General features: G+C 35.2%; 21 protein-coding genes and 2 pseudogenes. 6 read left to right on the forward strand and 17 right to left on the reverse strand.

Annotated features, from left to right (window positions below; all coding sequences use genetic code 11):
* Positions 1-192: 192 nt before the first annotated feature.
* The 6 genes from pepO to oppD form a co-directional block, all read right to left on the reverse strand.
* Positions 193-2,076 carry an endopeptidase PepO gene (gene pepO, locus MKX45_RS11555; protein ID WP_340817297.1) on the reverse strand — a complete coding sequence of 628 codons (1,884 nt, stop codon included), beginning with the start codon at positions 2,074-2,076 and terminating at the stop codon, positions 193-195.
* Between the two features lie 124 nt (positions 2,077-2,200).
* Positions 2,201-4,003 (reverse strand): oligopeptide ABC transporter substrate-binding protein, encoded by a 1,803-nt coding sequence (locus tag MKX45_RS11560; protein WP_340817298.1) that lies wholly within the window; start codon positions 4,001-4,003, stop codon positions 2,201-2,203.
* Between the two features lie 109 nt (positions 4,004-4,112).
* Positions 4,113-4,997, reverse strand: a complete 885-nt coding sequence (gene oppC, locus MKX45_RS11565) for a murein tripeptide/oligopeptide ABC transporter permease OppC (protein WP_163657068.1) — start codon at positions 4,995-4,997, stop codon at positions 4,113-4,115.
* A gap of 9 nt (positions 4,998-5,006) precedes the next feature.
* Positions 5,007-5,966, reverse strand: coding sequence for a murein tripeptide/oligopeptide ABC transporter permease OppB (gene oppB / locus MKX45_RS11570; RefSeq protein WP_259771312.1), 960 nt, complete (start codon positions 5,964-5,966; stop codon positions 5,007-5,009).
* Positions 5,947-6,906, reverse strand: coding sequence for a murein tripeptide/oligopeptide ABC transporter ATP-binding protein OppF (gene oppF, locus MKX45_RS11575; RefSeq protein ID WP_163646937.1), 960 nt, complete (start codon positions 6,904-6,906; stop codon positions 5,947-5,949). Before oppF ends, oppB begins: the two co-directional genes overlap by 20 nt.
* Positions 6,903-7,919, reverse strand: a complete 1,017-nt coding sequence (gene oppD / locus MKX45_RS11580) for a murein tripeptide/oligopeptide ABC transporter ATP-binding protein OppD (RefSeq protein WP_340817299.1) — start codon at positions 7,917-7,919, stop codon at positions 6,903-6,905. Before oppD ends, oppF begins: the two co-directional genes overlap by 4 nt.
* Positions 7,920-8,196: 277 nt before the next feature.
* Here oppD and MKX45_RS11585 point away from each other — a divergent pair.
* From MKX45_RS11585 to MKX45_RS11600, 4 genes and pseudogenes are all read left to right on the forward strand, one after another.
* Positions 8,197-8,727: pseudogene (locus MKX45_RS11585) on the forward strand (IS982 family transposase); the annotation flags it as partial.
* Between the two features lie 304 nt (positions 8,728-9,031).
* Positions 9,032-10,186 carry a RepB family plasmid replication initiator protein gene (locus MKX45_RS11590; protein ID WP_340817300.1) on the forward strand — a complete coding sequence of 385 codons (1,155 nt, stop codon included), beginning with the start codon at positions 9,032-9,034 and terminating at the stop codon, positions 10,184-10,186.
* A gap of 145 nt (positions 10,187-10,331) precedes the next feature.
* Complete coding sequence (locus MKX45_RS11595) at positions 10,332-11,141, forward strand: ParA family protein (RefSeq protein WP_340817301.1); 810 nt, start codon at positions 10,332-10,334, stop codon at positions 11,139-11,141.
* 1 nt (position 11,142) lies between these two features.
* Positions 11,143-11,367 carry a hypothetical protein gene (locus tag MKX45_RS11600; protein WP_014567964.1) on the forward strand — a complete coding sequence of 75 codons (225 nt, stop codon included), beginning with the start codon at positions 11,143-11,145 and terminating at the stop codon, positions 11,365-11,367.
* 352 nt (positions 11,368-11,719) lie between these two features.
* Here MKX45_RS11600 and MKX45_RS11605 read toward each other — a convergent pair whose 3' ends face one another.
* On the reverse strand, positions 11,720-12,610 hold the full coding sequence (locus tag MKX45_RS11605) for an IS982 family transposase (RefSeq protein WP_340817302.1): 891 nt from the start codon (positions 12,608-12,610) through the stop codon (positions 11,720-11,722).
* 731 nt (positions 12,611-13,341) lie between these two features.
* On the opposite strand from MKX45_RS11605, the gene MKX45_RS11610 reads away from it, so the two are divergent.
* Positions 13,342-13,506, forward strand: coding sequence for a putative holin-like toxin (locus MKX45_RS11610; protein WP_340817303.1), 165 nt, complete (start codon positions 13,342-13,344; stop codon positions 13,504-13,506).
* Positions 13,507-14,322: 816 nt separating this feature from the next.
* Here the strand turns inward: MKX45_RS11610 and mscL are convergent.
* The 10 genes and pseudogenes from mscL to lacA form a co-directional block, all read right to left on the reverse strand.
* Positions 14,323-14,697 (reverse strand): large-conductance mechanosensitive channel protein MscL, encoded by a 375-nt coding sequence (gene mscL / locus MKX45_RS11615; protein WP_340817304.1) that lies wholly within the window; start codon positions 14,695-14,697, stop codon positions 14,323-14,325.
* Positions 14,698-14,947: 250 nt separating this feature from the next.
* Complete coding sequence (locus tag MKX45_RS11620; protein ID WP_021214647.1) at positions 14,948-15,847, reverse strand: aldose 1-epimerase family protein; 900 nt, start codon at positions 15,845-15,847, stop codon at positions 14,948-14,950.
* A 20-nt stretch (positions 15,848-15,867) separates the two neighbouring features.
* Positions 15,868-16,139, reverse strand: a pseudogene (locus MKX45_RS11625) (DUF3884 family protein).
* Entirely contained in the window at positions 16,139-17,545 is a 1,407-nt protein-coding gene (lacG, locus tag MKX45_RS11630; protein WP_003131735.1) for a 6-phospho-beta-galactosidase, read from the reverse strand. The pseudogene MKX45_RS11625 and the gene lacG overlap by 1 nt, the downstream one beginning before the upstream one ends.
* Positions 17,546-17,649: 104 nt before the next feature.
* Positions 17,650-19,356 (reverse strand): lactose-specific PTS transporter subunit EIIC, encoded by a 1,707-nt coding sequence (locus tag MKX45_RS11635; RefSeq protein ID WP_021214650.1) that lies wholly within the window; start codon positions 19,354-19,356, stop codon positions 17,650-17,652.
* Positions 19,357-19,359: 3 nt separating this feature from the next.
* Entirely contained in the window at positions 19,360-19,677 is a 318-nt protein-coding gene (locus tag MKX45_RS11640; protein WP_014011534.1) for a PTS lactose/cellobiose transporter subunit IIA, read from the reverse strand.
* A 27-nt stretch (positions 19,678-19,704) separates the two neighbouring features.
* A complete protein-coding gene (gene lacD, locus MKX45_RS11645; RefSeq protein ID WP_003131732.1) occupies positions 19,705-20,685 on the reverse strand; it encodes a tagatose-bisphosphate aldolase in 981 nt (326 codons plus the stop codon).
* A 2-nt stretch (positions 20,686-20,687) separates the two neighbouring features.
* Positions 20,688-21,620: a tagatose-6-phosphate kinase gene (gene lacC, locus MKX45_RS11650; protein ID WP_259744672.1), complete on the reverse strand. Its 933-nt coding sequence runs from the start codon at positions 21,618-21,620 to the stop codon at positions 20,688-20,690.
* A 10-nt stretch (positions 21,621-21,630) separates the two neighbouring features.
* The gene (lacB, locus tag MKX45_RS11655; protein WP_021214651.1) at positions 21,631-22,146 is read right to left on the reverse strand and encodes a galactose-6-phosphate isomerase subunit LacB; all 516 of its coding nucleotides are present in this window, start codon (positions 22,144-22,146) and stop codon (positions 21,631-21,633) included.
* A gap of 16 nt (positions 22,147-22,162) precedes the next feature.
* On the reverse strand, positions 22,163-22,588 hold the full coding sequence (gene lacA / locus MKX45_RS11660) for a galactose-6-phosphate isomerase subunit LacA (RefSeq protein WP_004256011.1): 426 nt from the start codon (positions 22,586-22,588) through the stop codon (positions 22,163-22,165).
* A gap of 488 nt (positions 22,589-23,076) precedes the next feature.
* Here lacA and MKX45_RS11665 point away from each other — a divergent pair, with 488 nt between their 5' ends.
* Positions 23,077-23,844: a DeoR/GlpR family DNA-binding transcription regulator gene (locus MKX45_RS11665; protein ID WP_259771291.1), complete on the forward strand. Its 768-nt coding sequence runs from the start codon at positions 23,077-23,079 to the stop codon at positions 23,842-23,844.
* Positions 23,845-24,146 lie beyond the last annotated feature (302 nt).

Consider the following 24,146-nt stretch of genomic DNA (forward strand, 5'->3'; position numbering starts at 1 on the left):
TCTAGGAATCCAATTATATCAGAAAATAAATATAAACCTTTGAAGTATACTCTGGTATCCTAACCGTGCTAGCAATAACTCTTTTTATAATATATCAAAAAGTGGAAAAATCACTCATAACTATGTGATTATAGGTGCTTTTTCTAAATTATTTGACTCAATTTCAATATATCATTAATATAAATTCAATGATTACCAAATTTTAACACGATTTTCTGGTGCACGATACATCTTATCTGTTTCTTTAACATCAAAAGTATCGTAAAATTCTTCGAGATTTGTTGGAGGAATATTTGCACGAAGTTTAGCGGGTGCATGAAAATCCATTGACAAAAGCATTTGTTGGAATTCTTTACTTGCTTTCATGCGCCAAATCTTAGCCCACTGACTAAAGAAAGCTTTCAAATCAACGTCTTTCTCATCTTTAGCTGCTGTCAGTGCCGCTGTAATTCCTCCTTGGTCAGCAATATTTTCTGACACAATGAGTTTTCCGTTTGCTGGACCAGCTTCGGTTTCTACGCCGTCAAAGAGTGCAATCATTTCTTTTTGCTTTTCTTCAAAAGCTTCATAATCTTTATCTAACCACCACTTGTTCAAATTTCCTTCTTTATCGAATTGGGCACCGTTGTTATCAAAAGCGTGAGAAATTTCATGAGCAATGACAGCGCCAATTCCACCGTAATTTTGTGATGAAGATTGTTCAAGAGAGTAAAAAGGAGCTTGCAAAATTGCTGCTGGAAAAACAATTGTATTACTATCAGGACTATAATAAGCATTGACCATATGAGCAGGCATATGCCAGCTTGTTTTATCAACATCTTCTGAGAATTTTTCAAAAGTTCGAGCAGTCAAAATTTCATCGAATTTAAGGGCATCTTCATAGAGAGAGCCAGAAGTTGTTTTTAAACGACTATAAATTTCAGGCAATTTATCTGGGAAACCAATGAAAGGAGTAATAGCATCCAATTTTTCAATGGCTTTTTCAGCTGTTTCTTGACTGAGCCACTCATTTTTAGACAAACGCGCTTGGTAAACTTTAATCATCGCAGTGACCATCCGTTTGACATCGGCCTTAGCAGCTTCACCAAAATATTTTTTACCATAGAATAAACCAATCACTTGGCTAAAATAAGACTCAGTCAAATCAAGTTGATGTTTTTCTTGACTTCTTGCTTCTTGAACATTTGAAAGGAAACGTCCATAAGCTCCACCAAGAATTCTAAGGTCTTCATTGAAGAAAGAAGTAGCGCCACGTGCAATTTTAGTCAGCATCCAAGCTTTAATGAGTGACCAATTTTCTTCATTGATAAGTGAATCAAATGATTCATAAAAACGATCTTCGTAAACAATGACTTTATCAGGTTCAGTTTTTACTAAATCTTTAATTAAAGATTTTAAATCCAGGTTTTTAACTTTACTGACAAAGCTGTCAGTAGAAATTGGATGATAAAGTTCAGCATATTTTGCCCACTCTTCAGAAGTATTTGCTGATGGAACTAAAAGAGCATCGAATTTAAGGGCAGACTTTGCAATCTCTTCTGCATTTTCAACATCAAATGTCTTTAAAATTTCGCTTGTATTTTTAGCCCAAAAATCAAGTAATTCTTTTTTTCTAGGGTGTTCATCATTATAATAAGTGGTATCAGGTAAAATCAAACCCGGGCCAGAAAATCCAAGAGAATAGTGAATAGCATCTTTCATATCAGGTTCAACACTAAAAGAAAACGGAAGAGGTGCCTGAGAATGGAAAACGAGTTGAGTCAAATTATTTTTAAAATCTTCAAAAGTATTTAAAGTTTCAACTTTAGCAAGTTCATTTTTTACGGCAGAAAAGTCCGCTTTTTCTCTGGTTTGCCAATCTCCTGCTTTATTATAAAATTTGATTGCTTCAAGCAACTCTGGATTATCAGTAGGTAGGTTTTGTGATAAATCAGCTAAATCTTTAGCCAAATTTTTCTCATTTTTTAGTACTAATTCATCAAAAGCTGAAATTCTTGGTTTGTCAGCAGGAATTTCTGCATTTTCTAACCATTCAGCATTAACAGTAGCGAATAAATCATCTTGAATCCTTGTCATATCAAACTCCTTTTTTAATAAAAGAAGCTCAAATCATAAATTTGAACTTCTGTGACTTTAGAATTGCGAAAACTAAAGTGAGGGTATTTTTACAAAAAAACTTGTAAACAAAAGTTAAGTAAAACTATTTGGTGGCCAACTTAGCAGAAGAAACACCAATTTCTGACCAAGTATTCATTGCACCATAATCAAGCGTCATTCCAACTACACGTTTGTTAACCGGCGTATAACTTAACGAGAAGTTTGTTGGAACAACATAAGCTTTTTTATTCATATCTTCTTGATATTTAATAAAAGCAGCTTTACGGTAAGTTGGATTTTCAGACTTGGCAGAATCAATATCATTTAAATCCTTAGTAATTTCTGAATCATTAAAGTGACCAAAGTTATAAGGTGCTGCTGCTGAGAACAAATCTTGTTGAGAAGGTTCAGATGACAATGACCAAGCACCGTCAGTGATATCCCAGTCATTTGCTCCTGGAGGAGTCGTCATATGGTCGGCCCAAGAATTAAATTCCATCAATTTACCGTTATAAAGACTCACTTTTACCCCAATTTTCTTCCATTGTTGGATATAGTTTTGGGCAATGGTTTCAGCGTTTGCATCACCTACACGAGCCGCATAAACAAGCGATAATTCTTTTCCATCTTTTTCACGGTAGCCTGTAGATTTATTCAATTTCCATCCGTCCTCATCCAAAAGTTTATTCGCTTTATCAAGATCTTGTTTTTCATATCCTTTAACTGATGGACTCGTAAATTGTTTAAAGATAGGTGGAATCAAACTATTTGCAGGAGTTGAAAGTCCGTTTGAGAACTTATTAGCCACTTCTGCGACATTTCGAGCATAACCAATGGCTTGACGAACATTTTGGTCTTGCAATGGCGTTTTACGATCTTGGACATTAATTGAATTTTTAGTATCATAGTGCCCTAAGTTATAGTACATTAAGGAAATATAAAGCGCTTGTTGTCCTAAAACCTTGTATCCCTTTAAGTTTTTCACTTGCTTATACTGGCTACTAACCATGCCGTTAATAATATCATATTTACTTGATGAAAGTGCTGCGACTGATTTTGCTGTTGATACAACTTCATAAGTAATTGAATTTAGTTTTGGTTTTTTACCCCAATAGTAAGGATTTGGGACATATTTAATAGATTCACCCGAAACAACATTTTCCGGTTTAAAAGGCCCTGTAACTAATGGTTTCGTTGTCGTTTTTGGACTAGAAGCCAAATCTTTAGGAGCGACATCTTTCAAATATTGGTAAGGAGCTACCGTTTCAAGGAAGTAACCATTTCCTGTTTGAGTCATCCCCGGTTTCATTTCTTTAAATTGAACCTTGATGACTTTTCCGTTTTCACCGTCTGGGAAAGTAATCCCTGAGATTGTTTTAGCTTTACCCGCATGATAATCACTCAAGCCAACAATATTTGCCAGAGAATCAGTCCAACGGTCGGAACCATAAGCAGGATTAGCAATCGTTTCATAGGTAAATTCATAATCTTTAGCCGTTACTTCTGAACCATCAGACCATTTCAAATCTTTACGAAGGGTAATCGTTGCCGTTTTAGACTCTTTATCTAGAGCAACATCGGCAGCTCCTCCCTTAATAAATTTGAATCCACTGTCTGTGAAGAACAAACCATCTTGACCTCCACCAGGACCAGACATTGTAGCAAAAGTTGCATCATTAGAAAGTCCCGATAACCATTGTGCTTTCATTGGAGAATCACTTTGATATGCGACTTTTAAATTTCCACCTTTGATTGCCTTGTCTGGATTTTGATAAGCAACGTCAAAGTTCCCCGCTTTTAATTTTTTTGTACTTGTACTTGAGCTTTGGTTAGAGCCACAAGCACTTAGGAGTGTAGCTGCTAAAACTACACTACTTGCCAATAAAGTTACTTTTAATTTGTTCATCTTAGTTTCTCCAATAATTTCTTTTTATTTCTTGCTTGCTTCAATATAATATTTAATTTATCATATCCATTTTTAATAGATAAACATTTTTATCACTCTTGAATGTTGTTTATCTTGTAGCTTGTCTTTGGTCAGCTACTCGTCTTAGCGCATTTCCGATAAAGATAATGGCAAGCACCACAATTAGGATGACCACTGTTGCTGGAACCCAAGTCCAAGGTTTATCAGTCATTGTCTCTGGATTAGTCGCTTCATTTATCATTGTTCCCAAAGATGGTGTCCCCGCTGGAAGTCCAAAACCTAAGAAAGAAAGTCCTGTTTCTAAACCAATATTTCCAGCAAAAACAAGCGTTGCTTCAGCAATGACTAAGGTGGACAAGTTGGGCCATATTTCCCGAAACATAATTTTAAAATCAGAGGTTCCCGAAGTTTTTGATGCTCGAACATAATCTCGATTGACTTCCGTCATTGTTCTTGCTCGAATCAGACGCGTTGTCCCTATCCAACTAAAGATACTGATAATCCCAATCAAAGACCAAGAATTAAACCGTGGGATGATAGTTACAAAAACAATAATGATCATCATTGAGGGTAAAATCATGACAAAATCAGTGAAACGCATGAAGATTAAATCAAACCTTCCGCCAAAGTAGCCCGTAATTACCCCTAAGATATTTCCTACAACTAAAGTAATGAGTGTAACTGCAAAAGCGATATTGAAAGAGTTTCGTGCAGAAATCATTAACATCATGATAATATCTCGTCCACCATTATCAGTTCCCAGTAAATGTCCATTTGTCAGTGGTGCAAGATACTGATCCATAATATTAACATCAACATAAGTTGCTTTTTTTAAAAACATCGAGTAAATATAAACGATTAGAAAGACAGCAACTAGAAAAATTGTTGAAATCATCGCTAATTTATCTTTTTTTAGTTCTTCTTTAATTGAGTGAACTAATGATAAAGAATTTTTGTGTTTTTTTTCTGTCATTTTCACTCCTTATTGAATCCGAATTCGTGGGTCAACCATTGCCATGATAATATCCGACAGGAGGGCTCCAAGAAGTCCCAAAAAACCATTTAATAAAATCAAAGCCGTAATCATTGAATAATCTCGCCCAGTGATTGAAGTAATAAAAAGTTGTCCTAAGCCAGGATAGCCGAAAATTGTTTCAGCAAAGATTGCTCCTCCCAAGAGTCCAGTAATTACAAATCCAAAATTTGAAGCGATTGGTAATGAGGCATTTCTCAAAATATGACGTCTAAAAATCACTCTTTCCTTGACCCCTTTGGCTCGAGCCGTACGTACATAATCTTGCGTTTGTTCATCTAAAATCCCTGAACGGAAGTAAGTAAAGATTCCTACCGTTCCAAAGACCGCCAAACTAAAAGCTGGAAGAATCATGTGATAAATCTTACTAAAGAAAATAGGAACTGCTCCCATCGCATTTGGACTTACCGTCCCACCTGTTGGAAACCAATTAAGACTATAACCAAAGATAAAGATAATCAAGAGATAGAATACGTAAGGTGGAATACCAAAAGTAATTGAATTATAGGTCAACCACAATTGGTCTTGCCATTTTCCTTCATTTCGAGCTGCAACTATCGACATCGGAATAGCAAATAAGTAAGTTAAAATAACTGACAAAAGTGACATCCAAAAAGTATTAATCGCTCTATGTCCAATGACAGTCATCACAGGCTCTTTGAGATTATAGGACATTCCTAAATTCCCATGTATGGCATTCCCTAACCACCTGAGATACTGCTCCCACCAAGGGTCATATAAACCTGCTGCCCGTCTTAATGCTTCAACTTCATGTGGGTCGGTATGAGGACCAATCAACCCTGAAAAAGGATCACCAGGCATCAATTTAGCAAAGAAGAAAACAAGAATACTCAAGATAAATAATTGAGGGATCATCAATAAAATACGTCTAATAATTACTTTCCACATTTTCCCCTCCTTTTGGCAAAGCAGCCCAATGACTTTCACTTAATTTTTTTAAGGGCAAAGCGTGTCCATCTTTGTCATAAAAGTTTGCTTTTTTATCCTCAAAGTCTTGTTCAACTTTTAGACGGTTTTTCCGATTTTCCGCTCTTCTTGTAACATCAATCGAAGGGATAGCAGATAGGAGTCGTTTAGTATAAATGTGCTGTGGCTCCTCAAAAATATCTCTTCGTGTTCCTTTTTCGACAATTCGACCGTTGTGCATGACTGCAATATTATCAGTCATATGGCGGACAACCCCTAAATCATGAGAAATAAAAAGAAATGCAATTCCCAAGTCCTTTTGAATGAGCTTCATGAAATTCAAAACCTGAGCTTGAACAGATAAGTCTAATGCTGAAACTGGTTCATCTGCCACAATTAACTTAGGATTAGTAGCAACTGCCCGTGCGATTCCAATTCTTTGTTGTTGACCTCCAGAAAATTGGAAAGGATACTGTTCTAAAGCTTGTTTAGGTAGTCCAACAATATCCAATAATTCATGAATCCTTTTATTTTCTGTATTAGGATCTAATTTTTCAAAATTTCGAATAGGCTCCGCAATGATATCGTAAATTGTTTTTCTTGGATTCAAACTCGAAAATGCATCTTGAAAAATCATTTGAACATCTTTATTGTATTTGAGCTGGTTTCTTATCTTTTTTTTGCTGACATCTTGTCCTTTGTAAATCAATTGTCCTGATGTCATTTGTTCTAAACCAACAATTGTTTTGCCAATCGTTGATTTTCCAGAGCCAGATTCACCAACTAAACCGACAGTTTCTCCTTCATGAATCGTTAAATCTACTCCATCAACAGCTAAAACATTATCTGTCACTCGATTAAAGAAACCAGATCGAATAGGATAATAAACTTTTAAGTCCTTTAAATTAAGAATTTCGCTCACTTTTTACCCCCTTTCAATTTTTGATCTGGAAATTCAAATTTTTTCCAAGCCTGACCTCGAACAAAATGATTTGGAGAAATTTCAGTCATTTTTTCCGAAATTACTTTTTGAGCTTCTTCTTTCATCCAAGGCACTCGAGCGAGAAATAAATCTTTGTCATACTCAATTTCTGACAGAGAAGGCACAGACCCTGGAATCACATATAAATCATCTGAAACTGTTTCGGCAGATGGATTTGAACGCAAAAGTGACCGGGTGTATGGATGTTTGGGATTTTGAAAAAGCTCTTCAACAGAAGCTTTTTCGACGAGTTGTCCTGCATACATCACAGCCACTGTATCAGCAATTTCAGCAACAACTCCTAAATCATGAGTAATTAGAATAACCCCAGCATTCTTCTTCTTTTGTATTTCTAAAATCAAGTCTAAAATCTGAGCTTGAATGGTAACGTCTAAAGCAGTCGTTGGCTCATCAGCAATAATCAAATCTGGGTCATTGGCAATGGCTATTGCAATCATTACTCTTTGTCTCATCCCGCCTGAAAGTTGGTGGGGAAATTGATTAACGACTCTTTTAGGATTTGGAATTCCTACTTGTTCTAAAAGTTGAAAGCTTCTACTTTCATACTGATTTTCTGGATAAACATCATGCACGGCCAACATTTCCTTGATTTGCTGCCCAATTTTCATCAATGGATTAAGCGCAGTGAGTGGATTTTGAAAAATCATTCCAACTTTACTTCCTCGAATACTTGCCATGGAGTCACCCGTTTTACCAATCACTTCTTCCTCATCCAATAAAATGGAGCCTGTAATTTGAGTTTGATTTAGGTTGTGTAATCCCATAACAGCAGTTGCGAAAGTTGACTTCCCAGAACCTGATTCCCCAACAATGGCTAAAACTTCACCACGTCTAAGACTTAAATCAATATCATAAATTGCTTTTTGAAATTTACCAGCAATCCGAAAGGCAACACTCACTTGTTTTGCTTCCAAAATATTTTCACTTTCCATATTTACCTCAATGAAATCTTTCTAAATAGACTTAATAAAAGTATACTGCTTTTTCTGTATATTTGCAAAAAATTATCATTTTGGATATCTTCATGAATTTTCTGAACATTACGGGAAATGAAGGTAAAACAACAGTTTTGGAGGAAATAATAAAAGCAGTAATCATATTAAAAAATGTTTTTATTATACCCGAATTGCTAGTTAATTTCATTGGAAAATAAATAAGTCGTGCTATCCTAATCTTAAACCACTAAGCATTAGAAAGCGCACGACTTATATGACTTATAATAGCACACTTCCAAAAGTTTTTGTTTATTTACTGACAACCATTGAGACGCTCTATCAAACGAGTGTTCCCCTTGAGGTTCAAAACCGAAAGAACGTCCATCTCGCAACATCAGATTGCTTAGTTATCGCTTGTTACCTATGGGGCGTACTGCATTTTAGTGAAACACTTAAAGCTAAGCACCAATTGGCTCAAAGTTTATTTCCTAATTTCCTAGAATATTCTCGCTTTGTCCGCCGTTGTAATGCCCTCTTACCGAGTATCCAAGTCATTCGCCAAGCACTCGTCTTTAAAGAGGTTGAAGGAATGAGTGTATCCATTATTGACAGCTTCCCCATTCCTTTGTGTCAGTCGATTCGTAATTTCAGAAGCAAAGTTCTTGGAGATTATGCAAATGTTGGCTACAATGCTACAAAGGGACAGTACTTCTATGGATGTCAATGTCATGCTTTAGTCAGTGAATCAGACTATGTCATAGACTACACAATTACTCCTGCTTCAATGGCTGACAGTACAATGGCCATCGGGTATCAAGTCATGGCTAAATAATCAACTAGCAATTCGGGTATTTTAAAAAAAGAAAATTGGGACTCCTTAGAGTCCCTTTTAATTATTTTATATTATATATTTTGTCTTTTGTTCTTTTGCGAAAAAAAAAATCTAGTGTTTGTAAGGGGTAACAGGATTATAGTCCTACAAAAAACTGTGCATAGTCCTACAAAAAACTGTGCATAGTCCTACAAAAAACTGTGCATAGTCCTACAAATTATTTGTATTTGTAGGTGTTTTGTGTTATTATTTATTTAAATCATAAAAGGAGTGGATTATGCAAGAGATAGACACAGGAGAAAGAAATAAACAAATACAGGAAATATGTTCAAGGAAGGTGGCAGAGCATAACGATTTAATTAGCTCAGTTGCAAAAATGGATAAGACACCATTAAAAATGTTTGAGCTAGCTGTTTCATGTATAGATACTGATGCTCCTCCTAAAGATAATATAGTATTCTTGTCAAAAAAGGAATTATTTACTTTTTTTGATGTTTCTGATAATGATAAACATCGTCGTTTTAAGGAAGCTGTTGAAAAAATGCAAGAACAAGCTTTTTTCAGAATAAAGGAGAAAAAGAATAGAGGGTTCAAGTTTAAACGGATAGTACCTATACCTTATGTTGAGTGGAATGATTATAATGATAAAGTTTTGATACGTTTTGATCAAGCTATTATGCCTTATCTCATAGATTTAAAAAATAATTTTACGCAATATGCCATATCAGATATTATGGAACTGAATAGCAAGTACAGTATTATTTTATATAAATGGTTCTCTATGTCTTATAATCAATTTGAGCATTACCAATATAAACCTAATAGAACGAAGAAACAATTGGAAGATTACAAGAGTCCTAGGATAATAATTAGTGACTTAAGAGAATTAACAGATACTGTTGATGACTATAGTAGATTTGATAATTTTGAAAAAAGAGTCATAAAAGATGCAATTAAAGAAATAAATTCTTTTACTCATTTTAATGTTGAGTATAAAAAAATAAAAAAAGGACGTTCAATCGATTCAATACAGTTTCATATAGTTAAGAAAGCAAATTGGAAAGATGAGAACTATAAACGTAATGATGTACAAGCACAATTAACTGAAGAACAAAATCAAGCTCAAAATCAGGTTAATTATGCAGTAGCAGTTGCAAATCCTTTTACCATGAAACTTATAAATTCCTCTTTGTTGTATGCAACTGATATAGCAAACCAGGACACGATTTTAGAGCTTGCTGAGAGTGTTTATCCTGTGTATGATAAACTTGTAAAAGAACTCGGAGAAGATGCCTTAGAAACGCATATGGACTATGTACGAAGAAAGATGGTAGATTATTCAAATGATAAAAAGAATATCGTAAAGTATTTAAGTATATCAGCAAAACAATATCTTATTTCAAGGTTGAGTAAACAGCAAATGAAAGAGTAAGGAAGAAGTTAACACAAAAGAAAGAAAAAGGTCGTGCAAAGGTATGACCTTTTTCTTGACTTTATCTTACGAAAGTGTTAAGATAAAGGTATGACTTAAGTAATACCTATGGGATACTAAAGTAGTTGAAAGAGGAGAATAAGGTATGCAAGTAATTAGTTTTATGGCAATTAAAGGTGGTGTAGGAAAGACTACAATGGCTTTCCAATTTGCAAAATATTTGCAAGAAAATAATAAAAGTACATTATTAATTGATTTGGATTCACAAAAAAGTTTAACTGGTACATTTGAGACAAAAGATTTTAATTTTAAATATAAACACAATATTTCAGAAATTCTCAGCAATCCCCAAATTGGAATCATTGCTACTACGGTTGAAAAAAATATTGATGTAATTCCTTCAACTAGTAATTTAGAAGAAATCGCAGATAACTTGGCAACTAAACTTAATAAAGAATTATTGTTATTTATGTGGTTTGTAAAAAATTCAAAAGAACTAAATCAAAAATATGATTATATTATTTTAGACTTACCGCCTGCATGGAATTTATTAACCAAAAATGGTGTGGCAGTTGCGGATAAGGTAATATCACCAATGGAACCAAGTCGTTTTGGATACGAAAGTCATACCAAGGTATTACAAAGCGTTTCAACTTTAAAAAATGAAGTTGTTGATCCTGTCAGTGGTAAATCATATGTTAGCGCAAAAATCTATTTTTTAGGAAATAGAGTTAAACACAATACTAATTCATCTAAAGAATTTTTAGAAGCGTTAAAAAATATAAATGATGTAATTGGAATTGTACCTGAAAAAGAAGCTATTAATACAAGTATGCTTCTTAAAAAGGGAATATTTGATTATTTAGAAGAGACAGGGCAAACTCATACACAAAATAAATTCATTGCATCATTAAAAAAAGTATTCAACCAAATAGAAACAAAGGGGATAGAGTAAAATGGCAAACAAGTTTGAAGATATGACCTTTGATAATAATGATTATCAAGTAGTAAAAAATATTTCGGAAGATAATAACACAAATTTGGGTTGGGAGAAAAAAATCAAAACTAGTTTTTCAATAAAAAAAAGTAATTCAGAAAAACTAGATGAATTAGTAAAAAAATTTAATGCTAAATCAAGGTCAGTAATTATTGATATGCTAATTGAAAAAAGTGAACTATAAAAGTATTACTAAAGCAATACTTTTATCTTGCTAAGGTGCTCCTTTGGTATTTAATTGGTAAGAACATGATAGTACCTCATAGGTTATCCTTTGAATTATGAAAGAGGTTTAAATAGATGATAGTTTAAAAGAGTTAGAAGAATAGTTTATTAATTTAAGTAGGTAGTAAACGAAGAGTAATAGCATTTATAATCAAGGATGATGTTAAGAAAAAGGTATTACTTTACGAATACTTTTCTCTTGATAAAGTAATACTGCTTTAGGGAACACAGGCAAAAAAGACTAGCAATTTTGCAACTAGTCTTGTCATAGATCAGATTTTACTTTTTATTTTACCCGAATTGCTAGTTGATTATTTAGCCATGACTTGATACCCGATAGAATATCTTAAAGTCTCTGGTTCCAGTGATTTATCTGATTTTAACAGTAAAGAATACGCTAAAAGTATCATCTCTAATTTCAATTGAAAACCTTGAGGCGAACGACTTTTACAACGCTCAGCTCCTAGATTTGTCAAAAAAGAGAAAACTCGCTCAATCACTTTTCTACGTTTTGAAAAATTAGGGAAAAGGATTTTCTTTTGCTTCATGTTCTTCCTGACAGATGTAATTAGATCAATTCCTTTTAATTCCAGCCTATTATGCAGTGACTGACCTAAATATCCCATATCTCCAAGGACTGTTGGTGTCCCAAATTGACTCAACACTTCCTCGGTCATTGAACTATCAGCCATTGAAGCAGGAGTAATTGTGTAGTCTATGACATAGCCTGATTCACTGACTAAAGCATGACATTTACATCCATAGAAGTACTGTCCCTTTGTAGCATTGTAGCCAACATTTGCATAATCTCCAAGAACTTTGCTTCTGAAATTACGAATCGACTGACACAAAGGAATGGGGAAGCTGTCAATAATGGATACACTCATTCCTTCAACCTCTTTAAAGACGAGTGCTTGGCGAATGACTTGGATACTCGGTAAGAGGGCATTACAACGGCGGACAAAGCGAGAATATTCTAGGAAATTAGGAAATAAACTTTGAGCCAATTGGTGCTTAGCTTTAAGCGTTTCACTAAAATGCAGTACGCCCCATAGGTAACAAGCGATAACTAAGCAACCTGATGTTGCGAGATGGACGTTCTTTCGGTTTTGAACCTCAAGGGGAACACTCGTTTGATAAAGCGTCTCAATGGTTGTCAGTAAATAAACAAAAACTTTTGGAAGTGTGCTATTATAAGTCATATAAGTCGTGCGCTTTCTAATGCTTAGTGGTTTAAGATTAGGATAGCACGACTTATTTATTTTCCAATGAAATTAACTAGCAATTCGGGTATGAATATATAATAAAGTATTTTTTTAAACATGTACAGGACAGATAGACGACAAAAGAACGACAATCTACCGACACAAAGGTAAAACAACAGTTTTGGAGTAAATAATAAAAGCAGTAATCATACTAAAAACTGCTGACGTTAAGTCAATTTTCAGACGGAAAAACATATACCGACCCTGATGGCTTTGAATTTGAACTTCCCCTGTGGGCAACAAATAAAAGTGCCGCTAAAAAATATTTCAAACAAGAAGGCTGGCACTATTATAAAAAGTCAGCCTTTTGTAAGGACTCCTTTGAAAAAATAAATAGTGGATACTTCGTCATTGACCGCTTCAATCAGTTTTATTGTCATGACCTGATTTGCGATACTCCAGACCCTCGTTTCTTGATGACCTTAGACCAGGCACGACCATTTACTTCAGCAACTTATAATGATGAACTCGTTCGCTTTAAAAAGGCCTTCCCTATTATGTGTCAAATCCTGAGAGGAGAATGGAGATTTGATGTTGTGGGACATTATAAATCCCACCCTGAAATGACTATAACCTTTGCCGGCCCAAGGTTTTAATGACTAATTCAAAAGCCCTGTAAGTCTATGACTTACGGGGCTTTTTTTGTTATAATAATGTTTGTAGAGTTTATGAACGGTAGCCTGATTGCAGGTGGTGTTTATGATTATTTCGTGGGCAAACCCTCACAAAACATGAAAGGCGAAAATTTTTTGACTGTATTTCAGGCATTGAGTCTCATGATTGCTTTTGCGACCTTGATGATTCTTGTGATAAATACAAGTAATAAAAAATGACCGTTCAGCTTAGCACGCAGTAGGCCATTTTGTTGTATGTAGTGCTACCGTTCTTAAAACGGCTACATTAGAGCTTGTTAGTGCAATCTCTTTTTTCTTTACCTTTATTTTATCACAACTTCTTTTTTTTGTCACTTCCTCTATTTTAAAAAACTGCCTTCGGAGTTCCAAAAGGAAGGCAGCTCGATAGAAAGGAATATATTTTAGGGATATCTAAAATATAAAACGATTATAACACATTACTTGAAATGGACGCACAAAAATAATCAATAAAAAAAGGATACTCTGACGAATCGTGTTAAAAATCAGAATATCCTTTTTGCACTATGTTAAGGCTAATTAAAAACACTCTCATACTCTCATAAAGTTGCCATAATAGGTGCTTTTTTTGTTTTTGTAAACCTTTGAAAAACTAAAACCGCTTAACCATGCGTTTTATATTGATTATAAGTTTCGAAAAAACAACAATTTTTCCGAAACTTATTATTTCTAGAGTGAAAATCATTAAATTCCCTTTTAAAAATTTTTTCTTTTTTATAATGAGAAATCTCTTTCAGTCAGAAGTAAATTTTACTATGGAGATTTTAAAATTAATGACTGAGATTTTTGATGGAAATATTTATTTAAAACTGAACTCAAAAATTATTTTCGAAAGATATTGTTCATTTTGTGTTTAAATATTTGATTGTAGTCCAATAAAATATAAATGAATCTTTATCAATATTTATAAAACGGAGAAAATTAAAACAAAAAAACTGATCACAGCACATAATGATCAGTTTTTAGCGCCTGCGCTTAGATTAAGAAGAGCAGTTTTTACTTAGATTTTATTTTTAATAAGTCACGTATCTCAATCAGAGTGTCCAATTCTTTATTTTGATTTTCTTGCTTTTCTTTCTCTTTATGTGGAATTAATCTGTTAACAAACTTTATTATTATGAAAACAACAAATGCAGTAATAACAAAGTTAATGGTATCATTTAAAAAGGCTCCATAAGTGAATTTTGTTTTACCAATATAAAAGTAGAAGTTAGCCAAGGCTGTACTTTGAACAAACATTCCTATTAAGGCGTTAATGAGATTATTAACCAAAGAAGTTACTAATCCAGTAAATGCGGACCCAATAATTACCCCAACTGCTAAGTCGAATACATTTCCTCGTAGAATAAAATTTTTAAATTCTCTTAACATTATGATTTCCTCCGTACCCAAACTATTTTCTGATTTGTTTTTGTAGCTGTCTGATGTCCTTTTTGGTTTCATCTTGTACGCTATTGATCATCTTTTTTACATCATTAGCTTTTCGTCACACACTACAGTTGACATAGACCCATAAAAAACTTAAAAACCTTGCGATGTAAGATTGGCACGAAGAAGACCAATCTATAACCACAAGGCAAACGTATTCAAATTTTATTTAAGGCTAAAATTATAACAGATTTTAATTAAGGATCGTAATGTCATAGGACTTTTTAGAAGTATCTAGAGGTAAAACTTTCGTTACCTGTCGTTTATCTTCTAAAATATTACCTTCTTCAAGTGAAGTGGAAAGCCCACTCCAAGGTTCTAAGGCAATGAATGGACTTTTATTGGTTGTAGACCACAGAATCAAGTTTGGAAAATCATCAAAATCAACTCGAAGACCTTTACCAGACTTTCTCGAGCGAAGTGTCACGCTGCGAGATTTCAGTCGGTCAAGTGTAATGGCGTCATGAGAAAAAAGTGAGTAATCCAAATCAAGAGACTTTTGGTTTTCCAAAAATGGCGTCCGATCTTGTAAATCTAATAACCCTGTCTCAGGGAAACTCTTTGGTATCGAACAAGACTCAACCTCACTAAATTCAAGAGAATAGTCCTCATACTTTTCGCCTTCTACTAAAGGACAATTGAATGCTGGATGGGCTCCAATGAAGTAAGGCATCGTTTTTTCAGTTTCCAAGTTCGTTACCTGAAACTCGGTTCTAATGGATTTCCCATTTAAGGTATAAACAACTCTTAGTTCAAACTGATAAAGGTAATTATCAAGCATCTCAGCATTTGGTTTAATACTGAAAGTCACGCTATTTTCATTAACTTCTTCAAGTGTAAATTCTTCTTTTCGAACGAAACCATGTCTACGAATTAGACCTGTAAAAAAAGGTCTTTCTTGAGGTCTATAAATAGCCCAATCATTACGTAAACTACCACAGATAGGAAATAGAATTGGTGCCTGTCCATTCCAATACTCTGGATCAGCTTGCCAGAGATATTCTAACCCATCTTTGTCTTTAATCGAAGTCAGTTGACCACCAAGTGTTTTAAACTGAACCGTAAGATACTCGTTTTTTAATTCGATAGTCACAGTCAATTCCTTTCTTTTTGTTATTGGAAAGGCAAATAATCTACCTCGAAGTGAACAGTCTCACATATTGCTACATCGAGTAATTGTAAAACTTCCCATTCAAATTCGGATAATGCTAAATCAGAATGGCAAATCCATTCTTTTCCAGGTGAAACATACCAGTGACTACATTTTGTAGTGAGATAGCTTCAAGCTCAGGAATTATAGGACAATCTTCGAAATTAATAATATATACCTTTTCAAAGCCTGATCTAAAAATCAGATAACAAATTATTACATTCTCAGGTGATATTACTCTATCACTTGAGTTTCTGCTAATTTCTTATACCAATGTGCTGATTTCTTAGGATAGCGTTCTTGCGTATCAAAGTCTACATAGAACAATCCATACCGTTTTTCATAACCATTTGACCATGAGAAAACGTCCATAAGTGACCAAATGAAGTAACCTTTAACATTTGCACCATCCGCAATCGCGTCTGATAAAACTTCCAAGTGTTGCTTCACGTAATCAATACGACCATCATCATAAACAGTATTATCTACAAACTCATCTTTGTATCCGAGACCGTTTTCAGTGATGTAAATCTTCTTGTAATTCGGATAATCATTTTTCACTCGCATGATTTGGTCATACAAGCCTTCAGGATAAATAATCCAATCCCAGTCTGTGCGCGGAACATAGTCAGGAGCTACTCGACGACCAACACCCTTAATTTGGTACTTAGAGCTTCCTTTTTCACCCTTACCATTGTGAATGATTTCAGTCTCACCATCAAAAGCTTGCATCCAATCACTCATGTAATAGTTGATACCAAGGAAATCATTCAAATCTTTAGCTGCGTCAAGAGCTTGGAAGTCTTCATCACGAAGATCAAGTTCTCCACCATTCTCAGCTAGGATATGGTTGACACCTTCCATCGTTTTATCTGAATAGTGCCCAAGATAGGTTGCATCCAAGATAAATTTGTTATGGATGATGTCTTCAAGTTCAGCAGCACGAACATCTGCTGGATTTTCCGGATCATAAGGGTATTTAGTTGGTAAAGCATGAACAACACCAATTTCACCTTTATAACCTTTATCCTTATACAATTTTACAGCACGTGCATGAGAGACCATCATGTTGTGGTGTGATTGGAAGACTTTGGCAAGATCATATTTAATGCCTGGAGGGAATTTACCAACCAAGTATTGACCATCACCAATTGGGCCAATTTCATTGAAAGTTGTCCAGTAGTTTACTTCTGGAAACTCTTCAAAACAGAAAGCGGCATAATCTATAAAGTGTTCTATATTTTCGCGGTTTAAGAAATCTCCATTTGAATGAAGAGCTTCTGGTGTGTCAAAATGATGCAAAGTCACAAATGGTTCAACATGACGCTTGTGGCATTCAGCAAATAGTTTATGGTAGAATTCAACACCTTTTTCATTTACTTCACCGTAACCCGTTGGGAAAATACGAGACCAGGCAATAGAAATACGAATACCATTAACACCATATTCTTCAGCTAATTCTAAATCAACTGGGTATTTATGGTAAAAATCACTTGCAGGTTCTGCTGTATACCAATAATTGTCTGCAAGATACTTATCCCATGCTACTGGGCCCTTACCATCTGTGTGAGTTGCACCTTCTGCTTGATAAGCAGCTGTAGCACCACCAAAAATAAAATCTTTAGGAAGTGTTTTAGTCATAAGTGTAAGTCCTTTCAAAAAAAGCATTTGAGACGAGATTCTGTGTTCTGAAAACCAAGGAAATGGAATGAGTGATCTCGTCTCAAATAACTTTTACAAATTTATTAATCAAACTGTTGTTGAACAAATGCAAGAGCACCTTTTCCGTCACGTGTCAATTTGATATATTGAGCTCCTTCAGTTTTTACAAGTTTAATGCCCAATTTATCTGTTTCAGCCTTCATATCATCGAAGTTTGAAGCGACCTGTGGAGCCAAGATTACCAAGTCAAACTCTGGCAACATTTCACGGTGAGCACCGTAACCACCCGCTGCCGCCTTGACTGGAACATTGTATTCTGCTGCTGCTTTGTTCAAGGCATTGGCAAGCAAGCCACTTGTACCTCCACCTGCACAAAGAACAAGGACATTAGTTTCTTTTGTGATATTATTGTTTGCTGCTACATCTTCTTTAGCAACGCCTGCTTTTCCAAGAACGGCATCTGCTTTAGCAGTATTGAAGTTTGCAGCTACTTTTTCTTTAAGAGCATCGTTTGTTTTACCAGAACGTTCTTCTTCAAGAATTTGTTCATCGTATACCTTAACAAATGGGTAATAAATGATAGTATCAACAACTACCAAGAGTCCGGCTAAGATAAATGATAGAACTTGGAAGTTAGTACCGAGTACAATTCCCAACGGACCAGGAGTAACCCATGGAAGGTTGGCAGAGAATGAGTTCATGTTCAATGTGTCAACAAAGAATTTAAAGATCCAAACGTTGACAATCGGAGTGAAAATGAACGGTACAAAGAAAATCGGATTCAATACGATTGGTGCACCAAATAAGATTGGCTCATTAACCCCAAAGAATGTTGGAACAACTGAAGCACGTCCGATGGCACGGTTACGATCTGATTTACAAATCCACATGAACAAGAATGGAACAATCAATGTCGCTCCTGTTCCACCCATGGTAGCAATAAACATTTGAGTACCAGAAGTGATAACTTTATCTGCATGTTGTCCAGCTTGGATAAGATGCAAGTTGACATCGATATTGGCATAAGTGATAGCAGCGATTGCTGGTTCGACAATTGAAGGACCGTGAATACCAACAAACCAGAAGAAGGCATAAGCACCAAAGATAAGTGTAATTCCAAGGTAACCATCTGCAGCTGAGAAAAGAGGAGCAATAAGGGTACCGATTGATTCTGCAACAGTTACACCAAGAGTTCCCTTAACAAGGAGTTCAAGTCCATATAGGAGAACAACTGAGACGGTGAACGGAATCAAGTCCTTAAATACTTGAGAGATATTTGGTGGAACATCTTCAGGCATACGAATGGTAACATTATTTTTTACACAGACTTTATAAACATTAACTGTCACAAAGGCTGCGATAAATGCTGTCAAAAGGCCTTTTGTTCCCATGAAGGCTGTCAAGAAGCCTCCTTCTTTTGCAGGCTCAGCTGCCATCAAAAGGAACCCTACCATAGACGCTAGCATCGTAGATAAGAAGTTAATCTGATTGGTCGCAGGTAGATCACGGTTCTTTGAGTCCGTCAAAGCTTTAGCGGTAGTACCACCAACAAAGAATGCTAGGATACCCATCGAATAGCTATAAGGAGTCATCAAGAAGGTCTCAATGTCTTTTGACCAGTGGAATCCCCAAGCATTTGGGACATAGGCAATAAGGATAAAGATAGATGAGAAAAGGATGACTGGCATACCAGCAATAAATCCATCACGAATAGCACGAAGATAGATGTTTCGAGAGATTTTCTCAAAGAATGGTTTCCCTTTCTCAATAAGTTCAATGAGTTTATGCATTAATTACTTTGCTCCTCTTTTATAAAGTTCGATGAGGTGATGAATCACATCTTTTAATAAGATCGTAGTCATCAAGTGATCCTGACCATGCATCATAGTAACACTGTATGGAAGTTCCTCTCCAGAAGCTTCTCGAGCCAACATACCTGTCTGAGAACTGTGAGCCTCTGCAATACAGCTTCCTGCTTCTACTACAAGACTATCTGCCTTAGCGAAATCACCATTTTCAGCCGCTTTAAGCGCTTCTAAAAGCTTAGAGCGAGCATCTCCAGCATAAGCAACAATTTCAAACCCTAAGAGAGTCATCTCTTCTCTGTTCACACCAATATCCTCCGTTTTATGTTTTTACTATACTTTATCAGTCCATGGACTAGCTGTTTTAACAAGAACTTTGTTAAGTTCATCAATATTTTCGAATCCAGTAGTACGCAACCATTCACGTGCTGCTTTTTCACCTTCTTTGATGTAAGGTTCTACAGATCCTGCCCAAGTAGCACGTCCACAAAGCACCCCATTAAACTTGGCACCTGAGTCGTGAGCAAATTGCAATGTTTCTTGGAACAATTTAGCAGATACACCTGCACTTAGGTAGATGTATGGAAGGTTAGTCGCTTCTTCTTGTGCTTTAAAGAAGTCAGCAGCTTCAGCTTTACTGTAAACCACTTCACCATCAGCAAAACCTTCGACATATTTAACGTTAACTGGTACTTCTACTTTAAGAACATCAATGTTAAAGCGTGGATCAGAGAAAACTTTCATCGCTTCAATGACTTTGCGAGGTTTCACTTTTGCATATTCAACGGAACCTGCATCTGAGATTTCTTCATCATAAGCAAGGATTTCCAAGAAGAAAGGAATATCTTCAGCGACACATTCAGAACCAACACGTTCAATATAAGCTTGTTTTTGTTGGTTAAGTTCATCTGAGCTGTCTACATCATAGTAAAGCAAGAACTTAACGGCATCAGCGCCTTGCTCTTTGATACGCTTTGCAGACCAAACATCCAAGCAGTCAGGCAAACGTTTTGTACTTGATGTATCATAACCTGTTTTTTCATAGGCAAGAAGAAGACCTGCTTCTTTATCCAATGCTTTTGTTGCTGGAAGTCCATATTCAGGGTCAAGCAACATTGAAGAAGCGTATTTTGTAAGTTCATCAGCAACCAAAACCTTTAGTTCTTCCATTTGAGCTACAGTTGGTTCTGTATCTTGATACTGTGCCATCAAACGTTTCAAAGCACCACGTTGGTCAAATGCCAAAGCTGAGATAAAACCGTTTTTATCTGAAAGTTTTTCCAAAGATTTGCGTTTCTGTTCTGTAAGTACCATTTTTATACCTCTTTTACTCCAATTTGTGAGTTTAGTGTTTCGTAATTAGTCATATTCACATGCCCTGTCATTGTTTCTTGAGCATTTAACATACCCAATGTCATCGCATGTTTTAATAAGTCAGCGTCACTTTTTTTACTATTTAAAGCTGATGCAATACCAGCTACCGTTGAGTCCCCTGATCCGACTGGATTAACAACTGGGATATCAGGAATATCTACTTTATAGAAAACATCACCATGTTTTGCAAAGGCACCGTTTCGACCTAATGAGACCACTATCCATTCGATACCACTAAAAAGTGACTCTTTAAGAACGTCTTTGAGTTCTTCAATATTTTTTGTTACTTCTTTTCCAAGCAACTGTGAAAGTTCCTCATTATTAGGTTTGATGGCAGTAGGTTTAGCCGACGATTTTAGAACTGTTTCAAGTGGTGCACCTGAACAATCCAAAACGACTGCTACTCCTTCATCCGAAGCAAGTTGGATAAGTTTTTCATAATAATCGTTGGGAAGTCCTGAAGGCAAACTTCCTGAAATTGTGACAACTTCTGATTGCTTAATAAGATTGCTATAGTGGTCAAGAAAGCCTTCTGCTTCTTCATGAGAAATTGTTGGTCCTTGTTCCAAAATTTCTGTTTGGTTACCCTCGTGTAAGATAGCAATACAGTTTCTAGTGTTTCCTGAGATTTTATAAAAAGCTGGACTAACAGGAGATTGTTCTAATTCGCTTTCAATAAATTCACCAATTTTACCACCTAAGAAACCTGTAGCAGTAACTTTATCACCAGATTCATACAAGACTCTAGTAACATTTAAGCCTTTTCCACCAGCTGTCTTACTAACATCTTTCACCCTATTCACTGTATCAATTTTCAATGTTTCTAGAGGATAAGAGATGTCTACTGAAGGATTTAGTGTGACTGTCAGAATCATTGGTTATACCTTAATCGTGGTATTCACCACGGTCCCATTTTTCAAGGAATTCTGTAAAGAAATCCCCATCTGCTTGATGTGCATTATGTGTTTCAACGTGTTCGATTTTTGCAATCAATTTTTTATTTTCTTCTGTTGGTTTGTACTCAGCTTCAATGAAAGCTTCAATGATGTCATTCATAAGAAGACCACCAGTAATCATTCCACCAAAACCGATAACATTCGCATTAAGTTCTTCCTTAGCATATAGAGCTGACGTCATATCACGAACCAACGCTGAGCGAACACCTGGAACTTTATTGACTGCATTGTTAATGCCGACACCTGTACCACAGATACATACTCCCAAGTCTGCTTGACCACTTACTACTGCTTCACCGACTTTTTTACCATAGATAGGGTAGTGAGTACGTACGTGGTCATATGTCCCGAAATCAAGGACCTCATGTCCTTTTGATTTCAAGAATTCTGATACTGCCATTTTTACATCTGTGACAATGTGGTCACATCCAATTGCGATTTTCATTTTTTAACTCCTTTTCTTAACACATCTTGTTAAGCATATCTACTCGGATTTGATGACGTCCGCCATCATATTTACCATTGACGAAAGCTTTAGCGATGTTTTTAGCAAGCTCATCACCGACGATTTCAGCGCCAACCGTAATCATTCGTGCATTGTTATGTCCACGTGTCATATAAGCTGAGCGTTCATCTGAAACTTCTGCTGCAACCATACCTTTAATTTTAGTTGCTACCATGAATGGACCAGCTCCATAAGCATCAATTACAATACCTAAGTTTTGCTCATCTTTATTTACTTCAGAGGCAACTGCCAAGGTAACATCAACAAAATCTTGTCCGTCCTTAGTCACATCAATTACCTCAAAACCTTCTTCTACAAGAAAATTTTTCACAACATCTTTTAATCTCGTACCTTTGAGATCTGCACCAACAACAATAGCCATTTGGACTACCTCCTAAATTTTAAAAAGAAATGCTACGTAGAAGTAGAAAATATTTTGCAAAATGTTCAAGATAACGTTTTCATCATTTCTTTGTTTATATGATATCAAACATTCAAACAAAAAGCAACTATTTTTGTTAATTTTTTGTTTTTTTTTATTTGTTTTTTTAAAAAATAGATAACACCGTTAAATTATTGTTCATTTTTGTTCATTTAATCCATCACAAAATGGACGTGAAATATCTATTCAGGTATTACAAAAGTCTTTTACTTTCTATAACTTACTGATTAAGAGGTCCTACTTTGTTTTCGTCTTATACAAAATCTGACCTAAGCTAATATACGTCAATCCTCTGTTCTTATTTCACCATCTAACGTTTGTTTTTGTTTGAAATTGTTTGTTTTACCTTGAAAATATTCTCTTTTATGATACAATTAAAAGAGAATTATCTTTGGAAAAAAATTACTTTATGAAAGAAAAGTCTTCATATGAACAAAAAACGACGATTAGAAAAAATTTTAGATATGTTAAAGATTGATGGGACCATAACCATAAAAGAAATAATAGATGAACTAGATATTTCCGATATGACAGCCCGTAGAGACCTTGATGCTCTAGAAGCTGATGGACTTTTAACACGTACTCATGGTGGTGCACAATTGCTTTCCTTTAAAAAGCCACTTGAAAAGACACATATCGAGAAGAAAAGTCTAAATACAAAAGAAAAAATTGACATTGCTAAAAAAGCCTGCTCTTTAATCAAAGATGGCGATACTATTTTTATTGGACCCGGAACTACACTTGTACAACTGGCATTAGAATTGAAAGGTCGTAAAGGTTATAAAATTCGTGTCATTACAAATAGTCTCCCTGTGTTCTTGATTCTAAATGATAGCGAAACCATTGATTTATTGCTTCTTGGCGGTGAATATAGAGAAATAACTGGAGCTTTTGTAGGTTCAATGGCTTCGACAAATTTAGAAGCAATGAGATTTGCCAAAGCTTTTGTTAGTGCAAATGCTGTTACCCATAATTCTATTGCTACATATAGTGACAAGGAAGGTGTGATTCAACAACTTGCCCTAAACAATGCTGTAGAAAAATTCTTATTAGTAGACAGTACTAAATTCGATCGATACGATTTCTTTAACTTCTACAATCTAGATCAACTCGATACCATCATTACAGATAACCAGATTAGCCCTCAACACTTAGAGGAATTTAGCCAGTACACTACTATTTTAAAAGCGGACTAGAATTATGACTTATAAAAATATTGGACTACTCTTAAATAATTAGACATAAAAAAAGCACCGTATGAATCAAACAATTCTACGGTGTTTTTTTGTTATTTCTAATGTATGGTTTGTCGAAAATATGTACACATTATTTAACTTTCCAAAAAATTGGAGTTTTTCCGAAAAAAGATAAATTTTCACTCTTCTTGTTTTTCTAATAAAGCCTTAAATATCTGTTCTGATTTTTTTCTAAAATAATTAATATCCTCTCCAGTATTTGTAATCACTGTTGAATTGATGTTATCCTTAAATCTTAGAGT

The organism is Lactococcus sp. FSL W8-0209 (assembly GCF_038006585.1).
Taxonomy (GTDB): domain Bacteria; phylum Bacillota; class Bacilli; order Lactobacillales; family Streptococcaceae; genus Lactococcus; species Lactococcus lactis.